Origin of the sequence: Pseudomonas sp. Je.1.5.c (genome assembly GCF_051129895.1) — a bacterium.
GTDB lineage: Bacteria > Pseudomonadota > Gammaproteobacteria > Pseudomonadales > Pseudomonadaceae > Aquipseudomonas > Aquipseudomonas urmiensis.
The window spans coordinates 99,596-112,712 of the sequence record NZ_JBCPSP010000009.1 but is presented as its reverse complement, the minus strand read 5'-3'; the positions used below and the strand labels follow the sequence as shown (position 1 = coordinate 112,712).

The 13,117-nt window shown below is 63.4% G+C and carries 12 protein-coding genes and 1 pseudogene; 2 read left to right on the top strand and 11 right to left on the bottom strand.

The features are described from left to right. Positions 1-5: 5 nt before the first annotated feature. The 4 genes from AAZU54_RS10115 to AAZU54_RS10100 all read right to left on the bottom strand — a co-directional run bounded on the left by AAZU54_RS10115 (position 6) and on the right by AAZU54_RS10100 (position 2,667). Positions 6-887, bottom strand: coding sequence for a DMT family transporter (locus AAZU54_RS10115; RefSeq protein WP_434727097.1), 882 nt, complete (start codon positions 885-887; stop codon positions 6-8). A gap of 377 nt (positions 888-1,264) precedes the next feature. Beyond that, the gene (locus tag AAZU54_RS10110) at positions 1,265-1,594 is read right to left on the bottom strand and encodes a hypothetical protein (RefSeq protein ID WP_186557058.1); all 330 of its coding nucleotides are present in this window, start codon (positions 1,592-1,594) and stop codon (positions 1,265-1,267) included. Positions 1,595-1,668: 74 nt separating this feature from the next. Further along, positions 1,669-2,319, bottom strand: a complete 651-nt coding sequence (locus AAZU54_RS10105) for a DUF998 domain-containing protein (protein WP_434727096.1) — start codon at positions 2,317-2,319, stop codon at positions 1,669-1,671. 30 nt (positions 2,320-2,349) lie between these two features. Beyond that, positions 2,350-2,667, bottom strand: coding sequence for a hypothetical protein (locus tag AAZU54_RS10100; protein ID WP_405129533.1), 318 nt, complete (start codon positions 2,665-2,667; stop codon positions 2,350-2,352). 52 nt (positions 2,668-2,719) lie between these two features. Here AAZU54_RS10100 and AAZU54_RS10095 point away from each other — a divergent pair. Together AAZU54_RS10095 and AAZU54_RS10090 are read left to right on the top strand one after the other, a co-directional pair. After that, positions 2,720-2,863 (top strand): annotated as a pseudogene (locus AAZU54_RS10095) (helix-turn-helix domain-containing protein); the annotation flags it as partial. 68 nt (positions 2,864-2,931) lie between these two features. Continuing rightward, positions 2,932-3,681, top strand: a complete 750-nt coding sequence (locus tag AAZU54_RS10090; RefSeq protein ID WP_186557065.1) for a FadR/GntR family transcriptional regulator — start codon at positions 2,932-2,934, stop codon at positions 3,679-3,681. Between the two features lie 125 nt (positions 3,682-3,806). Here the strand turns inward: AAZU54_RS10090 and AAZU54_RS10085 are convergent, their stop codons facing one another. The 7 genes from AAZU54_RS10085 to AAZU54_RS10055 form a co-directional block, all read right to left on the bottom strand. After that, on the bottom strand, positions 3,807-5,387 hold the full coding sequence (locus AAZU54_RS10085) for an aldehyde dehydrogenase (NADP(+)) (RefSeq protein ID WP_368973509.1): 1,581 nt from the start codon (positions 5,385-5,387) through the stop codon (positions 3,807-3,809). Positions 5,388-5,434: 47 nt separating this feature from the next. Next, a complete protein-coding gene (gene garD, locus AAZU54_RS10080; RefSeq protein WP_434727095.1) occupies positions 5,435-6,988 on the bottom strand; it encodes a galactarate dehydratase in 1,554 nt (517 codons plus the stop codon). A gap of 75 nt (positions 6,989-7,063) precedes the next feature. Continuing rightward, complete coding sequence (locus AAZU54_RS10075; protein WP_186557069.1) at positions 7,064-8,428, bottom strand: MFS transporter; 1,365 nt, start codon at positions 8,426-8,428, stop codon at positions 7,064-7,066. A 105-nt stretch (positions 8,429-8,533) separates the two neighbouring features. After that, a complete protein-coding gene (gene kdgD, locus AAZU54_RS10070; RefSeq protein WP_186557070.1) occupies positions 8,534-9,445 on the bottom strand; it encodes a 5-dehydro-4-deoxyglucarate dehydratase in 912 nt (303 codons plus the stop codon). Between the two features lie 443 nt (positions 9,446-9,888). Next, entirely contained in the window at positions 9,889-10,701 is an 813-nt protein-coding gene (locus AAZU54_RS10065) for a gamma-glutamyl-gamma-aminobutyrate hydrolase family protein (RefSeq protein ID WP_186557071.1), read from the bottom strand. A gap of 354 nt (positions 10,702-11,055) precedes the next feature. After that, positions 11,056-11,838 carry an amino acid ABC transporter ATP-binding protein gene (locus tag AAZU54_RS10060; RefSeq protein WP_434727094.1) on the bottom strand — a complete coding sequence of 261 codons (783 nt, stop codon included), beginning with the start codon at positions 11,836-11,838 and terminating at the stop codon, positions 11,056-11,058. Positions 11,839-11,861: 23 nt separating this feature from the next. After that, positions 11,862-13,106, bottom strand: a complete 1,245-nt coding sequence (locus AAZU54_RS10055; RefSeq protein WP_186557073.1) for an NAD(P)/FAD-dependent oxidoreductase — start codon at positions 13,104-13,106, stop codon at positions 11,862-11,864. Between the last annotated feature and the right edge of the window lie 11 nt (positions 13,107-13,117).

Genomic DNA, 13,117 nt, shown 5'->3' with positions numbered 1-13,117 from the left:
GCGCATCACTCCCTGCGCGCTGGCTTCAACGCCAGCGCCACGCCGCCGAGCACCACCAGTGAGGTCAGGCTCAAGCGCCAGGACAACGGCTCGCCCAGCAGCATCACCCCACCCAGCGCCGCAATGACCGGCACGCTCAGTTGCAGCGTCGCGGCTTGCTGGGCGCTGAGGTATTTCACCACCCCATACCACAGGCTGTAGCCAGCACCGGACGCCAGTACCCCGGAGCCGAGCGCGTAGAGCACGCCTTCGCTACTCAGCTGTGCTCGTGCGCCGCTGAAGATTAGCCCCAGCCGCAGCGCCAGCAGCAGTGGCAAGCTGCGCAGGAAATTACCGGCAGTATCTGCCAGCGGGTCAGCCGACCCCTTGCCCAGCACTGAATAAGCGCCCCACGCCACACCCGCGACCAGCATGATCAGGGCGCTAGCCAAGGGCGGCGCATCGGCGCCGGGTAGCAGCAGGGCAATCAGCCCAGTAAAGGCGATCAGCATGCCCAGCATCACCCGCCGCTGCAGTGACTCACCCCTGAACAGGCCATAGGCGAACATGCTCACCTGCACCGCGCCGAACAGGATCAACGCCCCGACCCCTGCGCCCAATTGCAGGTAGGCGAGGGAAAACAGCCAGGCATAGGCGAACAATGCCAGGCTCGCCGCCCAACTGCCGCGCGGCGCCCGTCTACCCTGGCTGAACCACAGCACACTGGCGAGAAAGACCGCACCGCTGCCCAGCCGTAGGGCGGTAAAGCTATTGGCATCTATCGCGCCATCGCGCAGGGCCAGGCGGCAAAACAAGGAGTTGGCAGCGAACGCCAGCAGGCTGAGCACGGTTGGCAGCAGCAGCGAATGGCCAGGCAAGCGGGCGCTACAGGCTTTATTGTTATTCATGGTCACCTGGAGAGGGGCCTGAAGGCTCGTTGTGCGAGCCTGTCGTCAGGTTGGTCGTAAGCGCAGTGTCGACAGGTTGCAGGTTCGCTGCAACGCTACTTTCGGGCGAGGGTTTGCTGTAATGGATGCACAGATCATCGCGATGTCGCCGCTAGGGGCTGTTTAGGGCGGCAGTGCTTCAAGGAGGGGTGGTCGCGAAATCTTAGAATCATTATCTGGATTAAATAACAATCTTATGCTTATGAAATGTATAGATATTTCTATGAAAATTGGTGGGAGGCTTCTTCGCGGTCGTACTGCCGCCGCGAAGAAGACAGGGTAGTAAAGTTATTGCTAAAAAAGATTAGATACCTATCGTAGGTATATGATTTTATTGGTTATCTTCTCGCAACAGCATGCTGGACGCACTGCTCATAGTACGTTTGCTTGATAGCGGCGGGTTTGAGGCGCGATTGGCTGTTGTAGGTCTGCTCGGTAATGCCAAACGCGGTCATGCGCATCCACGGCTTGGGGAATTTGCGCGCCTGTAAACGCTTGCGGGTCGCGTACAGGTTGACCCCGGAAAGCTTGGCCTGCTGGGCCTCGGCGGCGATTTGCGAACCCCAGCCACAGACGTGCCGATCGTTCTGGCTCAGGGCCCGGGCCTGAGCGGTAAAGGCCATGCAGGCCAGCAGGCAGCCGGCCGTGGTTGCTAGAAATACCCGCATGATGCTGTCCTAAGCTTATGAAGGAAAAGGGAGTTTGCCTTCGCTTTAAAAGCTTGGGGGCCAGCAATTTGCCGTCAGATGATCGCCATGCGCAGCGGATTACGGCGGGTGCTGCGCAGGCTGTACAGCGCCAGGATGGCAATCCAGATGACCGACACGCCGTAGTTGAGCCGTTGGTACAGGCCGAACCATTCGCCGCTATGCGCCGCCTGGGCCATGAGTATCACGCTGACGATCGCCACCACTGTGCAGGCCAGTGACCACCAGGCGAGGCTGGCAGAGCCGGCCACCCGTTTGCCCAGCCAGCTCCACAGCAGGCTGGCCAGGGTCAGCGAAAGGAACATCAGCAGCCCGCTCAGGTTGTGCATCTGCTGCGAGAACGAGGGTTGCGCCGGGGCGCAGCCTTGGTCGCAAGCAAACCAGCCCGTGCCGATACTGCCCAACGCATGCACCAGCACCAGCAAAGCACTCAGGCGTGCCCAATTCGACTGCCGCCAGCGGCGTGCCAACCCCCAGGCGAACAGGGCGAATAATCCGCCGAGGGGGAAGTTGTTCAGCAGCGCAGACCATCCCTGGGTCGGTGCGCCAACCGCACCCAGTTGGCTCATGGCCTGATGCAGGTGGCTGTATCCAGGGTAGCTTGCCGCGGTCAGGGTCACGCCCATCAGCAGCCAGACGGGGATCAACAGGCCGCAGCCCAGTAACAGTCGGTCGAGGGTTTTCATGCTGTATTTCCTTCCATGGAGTAGACGCGCTCAAACCCGCACATTACCGCCGTTGCAGGGCGATTGGCCAGCGCTCAGCGCCCGGCGCAGAGCATCACCAGCAGGACTGTGCCTAGCAGCACCAGGTAGGCTCTGGCGTGCAGGCTGTCGGCGATGCGCCAGGGCCGAGCCTGCCCGGCTCATTGGGCGCAGAACGGCGCCGGCGACGCTGACAAAGCCTGGGCGCAGCCAACCATCGAGCAGCGTCAGCACCAGGTAGCCGATGAACAGCCAACGCAGCCAGGTGCCGTCCAGCTGCAGCGCTGCATAGGCGCCGACTATCGCGCCCATGGCGATGGCCGGTGCCAGTTGACCAATCAGATCCCAGCGCAGGCTGCCCGAGCGATGATGACGCCAGGTGGTGACGCGGATCGCCCTGGACTTGGGTTATGACAGCCCCAGTGCGTTTTCCAGCATGTTCCGCAGGGTGCTGGGCGAGGCGCCTTCGCGTTTTGCCCCTGGAGGGGCGCAACCCGCAGTGCGCAGGGTTGAGCGAAAACCGTAAGGGATGTATGTGATCGTACAACTGCTTGCGCTATCATGACGCTGGTCTTTCAAGGTGAAATACACGGCATGACAGAGCAGCAGGTACAGGCAAGGACCCGGCGCAAGCCGCGCAGTCTGGCCCAGGAACTGGTCACGGTGCTGACCGAACGGATCCGCAGTGGTCAGCTCAAGCGCGGCGACAAGCTGCCGACCGAGTCGCAGATCATGGCCGAGGAGGGCGTTAGCCGCACGGTGGTGCGTGAGGCCATCTCGCGGTTGCAGGCAGCAGGCCAGGTGGAGACCCGCCACGGCATCGGCACCTTCGTGCTGGATGCGCCGGCGGGTAGCGGTTTTCGCATCGATCCGGCAACTGTGGTCACCCTGCGTGAGGTGCTGGCGGTGCTCGAGTTGCGTATCGCGCTTGAGATCGAGTCAGCCGGGCTTGCCGCGCAGCGGCGCGATGACCAGCAGTTGGCCGGGATGCGTGCGGCGTTGGATGAGATCAACGAAAGCGCCGCGCATGCCTCCGATGCCGTATCAGCGGACTTCCAGTTTCACCTGCGCATCGCCCAGGCCAGTGGTAATCACTACTTTGCCGACATCATCAATCACCTGGGCACCAGCATCATTCCGCGCACCCGGCTCAATTCGGCACGGATTGCCCATGATGACCAGGCGCACTACATGAGCCGCCTGCGTCACGAGCATGAAGCGATCTATGAGGCGATTGCCCGGCGCGATAGCGAAGGGGCGAAGATGGCGATGCGCATGCACCTGTCAAACAGCCGGGAGCGCTTGCGCCAGGCCCATGAAGCGGCAGAGGCGCAAGGGGTCTAATCGACCTTGCGCTTGCCCTCAGCCTGTTGCTGGACCTGTAGTAGGGGCTTGCCCCGCGATCAGGCCATAACCGACAGATAAAAAAATGCCCCGCACTATGCGGGGCATGGCTTATTTCAAACAGATCACAGCGAACCTTCGCTCCACTGCCCATTGACCAACCGGCGCAGCCCCAGCGGGTTGTTATCCTTGAGCGCCTCAGGCAGCAGCGCCTGCGGGTAGTTCTGGTAGCATACCGGCCGCAGGAAACGGTCGATCGCCAAGGTGCCCACCGAGGTGCCGCGGGCATCGGAGGTGGCTGGGTACGGCCCGCCATGAACCATGGCGTCGCACACTTCCACACCCGTCGGATAGCCATTGACCAGAATCCGGCCAACTTTCTCCTCCAGCAGCGGCACCAGCCAGGCGAACGCCTCGAAGTCTTCCGCTTCACCAATCAAGGTAGCGGTGAGCTGACCGCGCAGGCCCAGCAAGGCCGCGCGCAGTTGCGCCTGGTCCTTGACTTCGACCGCCACAGTGGCCGGCCCGAACACTTCTTCCTGCAGCAGCGGGTCGGCATCGACCAGCAGGCTGGCATCGGCCTTGAACAGCTGCGCGCGGGCTTGTGCACCTTGTTGAGGCTGGCCCGCCAGGTGCTCGATGCCTGCATGAGCGTGCAGGTGCTCAAGGCCGGCGACGTAACTGCGTAGGCCACCGGCGTTGAGCAGGGTTTGCCCGGCCTGGGCATCCAGGGCTTGGCCGACATTGCTCAGCAGGCTGCTGAACTCGGCCGATTGCAGGCCGATCACCATCCCTGGGTTGGTGCAGAACTGGCCGGCGCCAAGGCATACCGAACCTGCCAGTTCGCGGGCGATGGTTTCGCCGCGCTTGGCCAGCGCGCCGGGCAGGACGATCACTGGGTTGATGCTCGACATCTCGGCGAACACCGGGATCGGCTGCGGGCGTTCGGCGGCCATGCGGCACAGCGCGTCGCCACCCTTGAGCGAGCCGGTGAAGCCCACCGCCTGGATCGCCGGGTGCTTGACCAGCCACTCGCCGACACCGCCGCCGAAGACCATGTTGAACACGCCCTTGGGCATGCCCGTGCGCTCGGCGGCGCGAATGATGGCGCAGCCGACCAGATCGGCAGTGGCCATATGGCCGCTATGTGCCTTGAACACCACCGGGCAGCCAGCGGCGAGGGCGGCAGCGGTGTCACCGCCCGCGGTGGAGAAGGCCAGCGGGAAGTTGCTGGCGCCGAACACCGCGACCGGGCCAACGCCAATGCGCATCTGGCGCAGGTCGACCCGTGGCAGCGGTTGACGCTCAGGCAACGCCTGGTCGATGCGAGCGCCTAGGAAGTCACCACGGCGCAGCACCTGCGCGAACAAGCGCATCTGCCCGCTGGTGCGGCCACGTTCGCCCTGAATGCGCGCAGCGGGCAGGGCGGTCTCGCGGCAGACGATGGCGACGAAGCTGTCGTCCAGTTCATCCAGCTCGGCGGCGATGGCCTCGAGGAACTCGGCGCGGCGGGCCGGGGAAAGCTGGCGGAACTCGGCAAAAGCGCCAGCGGCGGCTCGGGCGGCCTGGTCCACTTCAGCCTCAGTGGCTTGGACGAAGCTATAGGGCAGGGCTTCGCCGGTGGTGGCATCGAGGCTCTGCAAGCGTTGGCTGCCGGCGGCGCTGCGCTGGCCGGCGATGAAGTTATGACCAAGAATCTCAGGCATGGGGTGCTCCTTTTGGAGGAATGGAAGACTGAAGGACGACGAAGCCATCAAGTGATCGGCGCCGGGTTGAACAAGGTGATGTCGTTGTGCAGCCTGTGCTGCTCAGCCCAGGTCTGTTTGCGGCCACTGGCGACGTCCAGGTAGTAGTGGAACAGCTCCCAGCCCAGCTCCTCGATGCTCGAACGGCCGCTGGCGATGCGCCCGGCGTCGATGTCGATCAAGTCCGGCCAGCGCTGGGCCAGTTCGCTGCGGGTGCACACCTTGACCACCGGCGCCATGGCCAAGCCATACGGCGTGCCGCGGCCGGTGGTGAATACGTGCAGGTTCATCCCCGCCGCCAGTTGCAAGGTGCCGCAGACAAAATCGCTGGCCGGGGTGGCACAGAAGATCAGGCCCTTGCGCTCGACTCGCTCGCCAGGGCCGAGCACGTCCTGGATGGCGCCGCTGCCAGACTTGACGATCGAGCCGAGCGATTTCTCGACGATATTGGACAGGCCGCCTTTCTTGTTGCCAGGCGTAGTGTTGGCGCTGCGGTCGGCCGCACCTTGTTGCAGGTAGCGGTCGTACCAGTCCATCTCGCGTATCAGGGCCTGGGCGACCTCCTGGTTTTCGGCGCGCGAGGTGAGCATGTAGATGGCATCGCGCACTTCGGTCACTTCCGAGAACAGCACGGTAGCGCCGGCCCGCACCAGCAAGTCGGCGGCGTAGCCCAGTGCCGGGTTGGCGGTAATGCCGGAGAATGCGTCACTGCCCCCGCACTGCATGCCAAGGATCAGCTCGCTGGCCGGCACCGTCTCGCGGCGGCGCTGGTCGAGTTTTTTCAGGCGGGTTTCGGCCAGTTCCATGATCTGCTCGATCATTTCGCTGAAGCCAAGGCTGGCATCCTGCAGGCGATACAGCCACGGCTCGCTGAGGTCCACCGACGGGTCGTTGTCGTGCATCACCTGGCCCGCTTGCAGCTTCTCGCAGCCCAGGCTGATCACCAGCGCTTCGCCGCCCAGGTTAGGGTTGCGCGCCAGGTTGCGCACGGTGCGAATCGGGATGTAGGCGTCGCGGGCGTTGATTGCCACGCCGCAGCCATAGCTGTGGGTGAGGGCGACCACGTCATCGACGTTGGGGTATTGCGGCAGTAACTCGGCGCGGATGCGCTTGACCGCGTGCTCCAGCACGCCGGTCACGCACTGCACGGTGGTGGTGATGCCGAGGATATTGCGGGTGCCGACGGTGCCGTCGGCGTTGCGGTAGCCTTCGAAGGTGAAACCCTCCAGAGGCGGCAGGGGCGCAGGGACGGCATCGCAGCGCGGCAGGCTGTCCAATTCCGGTGCCGACGGCATGGCCAGCTGGCTTTCCTGGACCCAACTGCCCTGGCGCAGGTCTTCCAGGGCATAACCGATGATTTGCCCGTAGCGGCGCACCGGCTCGCCTTTGCCGATCAGCACGGTGGCGACCTTGTGGCTTTGCGGCACGGCTTCGACCAGGGTCAGGCCATCGGGGAAGCGGGCGCCTTCGCCCAGGCCGCCGTCGTTGACCACCACCACGACGTTATCGTCGTCGTGCAGGCGGACGTAGCGGGGCGAGTCGGAGTGTTCGATCAACTGCATGTTCAGGCCCTACAGGTAGGTTCTCAGGCTTTTGTACATCCGCCCGCAGCGGTATCCCGGTGCGGGCGTGTCCACTCAGTGACGCGAGCTTGCCAGTTCGCCATTGGCGGCTGGCTCAGGCTGTGACTGGGGGGTGTTTTCGCGCAGCTCGATACGCTTGATCGGGCCGACGATCACCAAGTAGCTGAACACCGCCACCAAGGCGTTGGCGCCCACATACACCAAGGCCCACTTGAACGAGCCGGTGGCGCTGATGATGTAGCCGATGACGATCGGCGTGGTGATTGAGGCGATGTTGCCGAAGGTGTTGAACAGACCACCGGACAGACCTGCGATCTGCTTGGGTGAGGTATCGGCCACCACCGCCCAGCCCAGGGCACCGATGCCCTTGCCGAAGAACGCCAGGGTCATGAAGCCGACCACCATCCATTCCGCTTCGACGTAGTTGCAAAAGACCATGGTGGTCGACAGCAGCAGGCCGCAGACGATCGGCAGTTTGCGCGAGAAGGTCAGCGAATTGCCGCGGCGCAGCAGCCAGTCCGACAGCACGCCACCCAGCACACCACCGATGAAGCCGCAGATGGCCGGCAAGGAGGCGATGAAGCCGGCCTTGAGGATGGTCATGCCGCGCTCCTGCACCAGGTACACCGGGAACCAGGTCAGGAAGAAGTAGGTGATGGCGTTGATGCAGTACTGGCCCAGGTAGACGCCCAGCAGCATGCGGCTGGTCAGCAGTTGCTTGATGTAGCCCCATTTCGGGCCATCGTTGCCGCGTTTCTGGTCCATGTCGACCAGCCCGCCGTTTTGCTCGATGTGCTCAAGCTCGCTCTGGCTGATGCGCGGGTGCTGGCGTGGGTTATAGATGGTCTTCAACCAGACCGCGGAGAACACGATCCCCAGTGCGCCCATGACGACGAATACATGTTCCCAGCCGAAGCTGAACACGATCCAACCCATGATTGGCGCGAACAGTGCGGTAGCGAAGTACTGCGCCGAGTTGAAGATTGCCGAGGCGGTCCCGCGTTCGGCCGTCGGGAACCAGGCGGCAACGATGCGCGCGTTGCCGGGGAACGACGGTGCTTCAGCGAAACCGACCAGAAAGCGCAGGGTGAACAGGGTCACCACCGCCCAGGCTACCGGCAGGCCGCCGACAAAACCTTGCAGGAGGGTGAACAGCGACCAGGTGAAGATACTGAACGCGTAGACGTTCTTCGAGCCGAACCGATCGAGCAGCCAGCCACCGGGGATCTGGCCCGCGACGTAGGCCCAGCCGAACGCCGAGAAGATGTAGCCGAGGGTGACGGCATCGATGCCGAGGTCTTTTTGCAGGCTGGAGCCGGCGATGGCGATGGTAGCTCTGTCTGCATAGTTGATCGTGGTCACCAGGAACAGCATGAACAGGATCAGGTAGCGCACATGCGTCTTTTTAGTCGCTTGCATGCTGGGTACTCCCACTAGTTATTTTTGTGCGGGCTAACGAGTTGTAACCGGAGCCAGGCATCGCCCGGCTCCGGTGTGCGGCATTGGCAGGCCGCGGGGTGGTGCTTACTGCGGACCCATCTTGTCCATCAGTGCGGCGAGCATCTCGTACTCTTCGCCAGTCAGGTCGGTCAGCGGCGTGCGTACTGGGCCTGCGTCGTAACCGGCGAGCTTGGCGCCGGCCTTGACGATGCTCACCGCGTAACCGGCTTTGCGGTTGCGGATGTCCAGGTACGGCAGGAAGAAATCGTCGATCAGCTTGGCCACGGTGGCGTGATCGTCACGGGCGATGGCGTGGTAGAAGTCCATCGCGGTCTTGGGCACGAAGTTGAACACCGCCGAGGAGTACACCGGTACACCCAGGGCTTTATAGGCGGCAGCATACACCTCAGCGGTCGGCAGACCACCCAGGTAGCTGAAGCGGTCGCCCAGGCGGCGACGAATCGACACCATCAGCTCGATATCGCCCAGGCCATCCTTGTAGCCGATCAGGTTCGGGCAGCGTTCGGCCAGTTGCTCGAGCAGGCTGGCGTTGAGGCGGCAGACGTTGCGGTTGTACACCACCACGCCAATCTTGACCGATTTGCACACCGCTTCGACGTGAGCGGCGACGCCATCCTGGCTGGCCTCGGTGAGGTAGTGCGGCAGCAGCAGCAGGCCTTTGGCGCCAAGCCGTTCGGCTTCCTGGGCGTATTCGATGGCCTGGCGGGTGGAGCCACCGACGCCGGCCAGGATCGGTACCGAGCGCTCGCAGGTATCGACTGCGGTCTTGATCACTTGGCTGTACTCGCTGGCAGCCAGGGAGAAGAACTCACCCGTCCCGCCGGCGGCGAACAGGGCGCTGGCGCCATAGGGGGCGAGCCATTCCAGGCGCTTGATGTAGCCGGCCTGGTTGAAGTCGCCCTGGGCGTTGAAGTCGGTCACCGGGAACGACAGCAGGCCGTGGGAGAGGATGGATTGCAGTTCTTGTGGATTCATTGTTGTTGGCATCCTATGGCGCTTGGGGTGAAGGTGATGTGCTGCGATGGAGGTAAGTTATCGTACAACTTGAATGATGACTAGTACCTCTGCGCAGATTTTTTCAGCGTCGCCAGGAAATAGGCAGGATGGAGCGCCGATAACTTCGCGGCCAAGCTCGTCCCCCATTGATGCTCCAGGGGCCTTGAGAGCTCTGCAGTTCCTGTGGGCGCGGGCTTGCCCGCGAAGTGGCCATGACAGATGACGAGACGGTTGAAGCCGAATGCGCAGTGCTGGCTACGGCAATAAGTCGTCGTATGACTTGAGAGGGAAAAAAGATCGCAGGGACAGGCACGAGCCCGCCACCCGCTTCCACGGGAAGTGTTCTGGGACCAGCAGAGGGTGACCGGGGAAACGGGGGCGGCCTTGCGCCGCCCCGCGATCAAAACTAACGAAGCGAGGGGTCAGGCGGCCTGGTGGCGCTTGCTGACTTGGGATTTGCGGACCTGGGCGCGGCAGGCATCGCCAAATGCCTGGAACATCTTGATCGAATCTGGGTTTTTCGCCGCTTGCCACTCGGGATGCCATTGCACGGCAAACAGGAACGGCGAGATGCTCGGTGCGTGGATTGCCTCGACCAGGCCATCTTCAGCGTGGGCAATCGGCTCCAGGCCTTCACCCAGGTTGCGCAGGCCTTGGCCGTGCAGCGAGTTGACGCGGATTTCGTCGGTACCCAGTGCGTCGCGCAGCCAGCTGCCTGGTTTGATCTTCACGCCATGCACTTGCTGGTACTGGACGTCGACCGGATCTTCCGGGTTTTCCCGGTGATCGTTGAAGCCGGCTTCGGCGTAGACCTTCTGGTAGATGTCACCACCCAGGGCCACGTTGATTTCCTGCATGCCCCGGCAGATACCGAAGATCGGCAGGCCGCGGGCAATGGCCAACTGCACCAGGGGGATGTCGAACAGGTCGCGGTTCTTGTCCTGGGCTTTGCCGGGCGTTTCGTTTTCCTGGCCGTACAGCGCTGGGTCGATGTTGCTGCCGGCGCCGGTCAGGTAGACGCCGTCGGCCATGTCCAGGTAGCTCTCCAGGTCTTCGGTACCACAGCACGTGGGAACCAGGACCGGAATGCAGCCTGCGAAGTCGACCAGCGGAGTGATGTATTTGTGGGTCATGACCTGATAGTCATGGCCTTTGCGCTCTTGGCTGCCCATGGTCATCAGGACGACGGGCTTGCGCAGGGAAGGTTGCTTGTTGCCAATGTTGCTGTTGGACATATGTCACCTTGGGACAGGTGCTTCCTGTCGTTGTTGTGCAGGCGCACGGCCTTGGCCTTGTGTACGACCTCGGGCCCCGAGCACTGCCGGCTCGCAGAGGGAGACGATGCCGGTCGGGGCTTACTCATAGCTTGCCAGAGCCGTTCGATATGTCAAACGAGTGGCGCGCGCTTTGGCGCCGGTTTTCGGGGGGTGTAGAGCGGCGGGGCCTTGGCTGGCAAGGGTTTGGCGGGGGTTTTGGTAAATATATTTAACGATGCAGTTGGATCATTGCAGCGCTGCAATGATCGGGGGCAAGCCGCTGCGTTCGCGTGGGAGCGGGCTTGCCCCGCGATAGGGCCCATACTGCCTAGCTCAATGCAGGATCTGCTTCAAGAACGCCTGCGCCCGCGCCGTGCGCGGCTGCCCGAAGAACACCTGTGGCGGGCTGTCCTCGATGATCTGCCCTCCCTCCAGAAACAGCAAGCGCTCTGCCACCTGCCGAGCAAAGCCCATCTCATGGGTGACGCAGAGCATGGTCATGCCGGTATCGGCCAGTTTCACCAGCACATCCAGCACCTCGGCGACCATCTCCGGGTCCAGCGCCGAGGTTGGCTCATCGAACAGCATGATCCGCGGCTTCATGCACAAGGCGCGGGCGATGGCCACGCGCTGCTGCTGGCCACCGGAGAGCTGGCTGGGGTATTTATGCGCCTGGCTCTCGATCCCGACTTTGCTCAGGTACATCCGCGCACGCTCCTCGGCGTCCTTGCGCGATAGCCCACGAACGCTGGTGGGGGCGAGCAGGCAATTGTCCAGCACGCTCATGTGCGGGAACAGATTGAAGTGCTGGAACACCATGCCGATTTCGCTGCGTACCTGGGCGGCCTCGCGGCGGCTACTGGCCAGATCGATCCCGGCAACCTGGATAGTGCCTTGTTCAGCAATTTCCAGGCGATTGATACAGCGAATCAAGGTCGACTTGCCCGACCCCGAGGGGCCACAGAGCACGATCCGCTCGCCTTCGCGGACCTGCAGGTTGATATCACGCAGGACATGGAAGGCGCCGTAGTGCTTGTTCAGGCCTTCGATGTCGATCAGCACCGGCCGCGAGTCGGCTTCGGGGGTAATACTGGCAAGGCTTAGAGGGGCGGTCATGTTGTTGTTCTCCCGCTGAAGTTCTAGTCGAAGCGTGCGGCGCTGTAAGGCGCAGGATCAGTAAACGGCTGTTCGCCGGTGAGCATTTCGGCCAGCAAGCGCCCGGTCACTGGGCCCAGGGTCAGGCCATGGTGGGCGTGCCCGAAGTTGAACCACAGGCCTTTGTGCCTGGGCGCTGGGCCAATCACCGGGCGCATGTCCGGCATGCACGGGCGCCGGCCCAGCCAGGGCTGGTCGTCCAGGCGCTCACCAAGCGCCGGGAACAGCTTGCGGGCCAAGGCTTCGCAGCGCTGCAGCTGGATTTCGTTGGCCGGCGCATCGCTGGCGGCGAACTCGATGCCGGTGGTCAGGCGCACGCCACGGGCCATCGGCGCCAGTACGTAGCCGCCTTGGGTGTCGCAGATCGAATGCTGCAATTGGGCATCGCCACGGGTGGCGTAGTGCATGTGATAGCCACGCTTGATGCCCAGCGGGAAGCGATAGCCCAGCGGTGCGTACAGCTCGGCCGATTGCGGACCAAGGCAGGCGACTACTTCGTCGGCGCTCAGCGCTCCGCGCTGGCTGTCGACCTGCCATTTGCCATCCACCTGGCGCAGGCTACTGGCATCGCCATGCAGGAACTGCCCGCCACGCTGGACGAACAGTGCGGCATAACCACGGGTCAGACCACCTGGGTTGCTGACGGTTTTCGGGTCGAGCCAGTGGATGCCGCCAACGACATCACCTTGCAATTGCTGCTCGCGTGCTTGCAGCTGCTCGCGCTCCAGAAATTCATAGTGCAGGCCATAACGGGCCAGGCCCTTGACCTCTTGTTTGGCCTGGGCGAACAGGGCAGGGTCGCGGAACACCTCGATCCAGCCTTTGGCCTTGACCAGCGCAGCCAGCCCGGCGGCTTCTATCAACGCGTCGTGCTCCTCGACGCTGCGCTGCACCAGCGGCAGCATGTCGGCCGCCGCCGCAGCCAGGCGGCCGGGCGCCGATTGTTGCCAGTAGCGCAGCAGCCAGGGCGCCGCCTTGGGCAAGTGCAGCGGGCTGTAGCGCACATCCGGCTGGCGGTTCAGGCCATAGCGCAGCAGCGCGCCAAGGTTACGCGGGAACGCATAGGGAATGACGCTGGAGCGTTCGATCAGCCCGGCGTTGCCATGGCTGGTGCCGCTGCCCGGCTCGTCGCGGTCGATCAGGATCACCTGACGGCCACGCGCTTGCAGGTGCAGCGCAGTGCTGACGCCGACGATACCGGCGCCCAGGACAAGGGTTTGGCAATGCATGGAGCGTATCC

What these genes read in the sequence shown, in the direction of transcription:
- AAZU54_RS10060 (WP_434727094.1), bottom strand. Translation starts at nt 11,838, where the DNA reads ATGACCGCCCCTCTAAGCCTTGCCAGTATTACCCCCGAAGCCGACTCG.
- AAZU54_RS10085 (WP_368973509.1), bottom strand. Translation starts at nt 5,387, where the DNA reads ATGCCTGAGATTCTTGGTCATAACTTCATCGCCGGCCAGCGCAGCGCC.
- AAZU54_RS10065 (WP_186557071.1), bottom strand. Translation starts at nt 10,701, where the DNA reads ATGTCCAACAGCAACATTGGCAACAAGCAACCTTCCCTGCGCAAGCCC.
- AAZU54_RS10115 (WP_434727097.1), bottom strand. Translation starts at nt 887, where the DNA reads ATGAATAACAATAAAGCCTGTAGCGCCCGCTTGCCTGGCCATTCGCTG.
- AAZU54_RS10110 (WP_186557058.1), bottom strand. Translation starts at nt 1,594, where the DNA reads ATGCGGGTATTTCTAGCAACCACGGCCGGCTGCCTGCTGGCCTGCATG.
- AAZU54_RS10075 (WP_186557069.1), bottom strand. Translation starts at nt 8,428, where the DNA reads ATGCAAGCGACTAAAAAGACGCATGTGCGCTACCTGATCCTGTTCATG.
- AAZU54_RS10055 (WP_186557073.1), bottom strand. Translation starts at nt 13,106, where the DNA reads ATGCATTGCCAAACCCTTGTCCTGGGCGCCGGTATCGTCGGCGTCAGC.
- AAZU54_RS10090 (WP_186557065.1), top strand. Translation starts at nt 2,932, where the DNA reads ATGACAGAGCAGCAGGTACAGGCAAGGACCCGGCGCAAGCCGCGCAGT.
- AAZU54_RS10105 (WP_434727096.1), bottom strand. Translation starts at nt 2,319, where the DNA reads ATGAAAACCCTCGACCGACTGTTACTGGGCTGCGGCCTGTTGATCCCC.
- garD (WP_434727095.1), bottom strand. Translation starts at nt 6,988, where the DNA reads ATGCAGTTGATCGAACACTCCGACTCGCCCCGCTACGTCCGCCTGCAC.
- kdgD (WP_186557070.1), bottom strand. Translation starts at nt 9,445, where the DNA reads ATGAATCCACAAGAACTGCAATCCATCCTCTCCCACGGCCTGCTGTCG.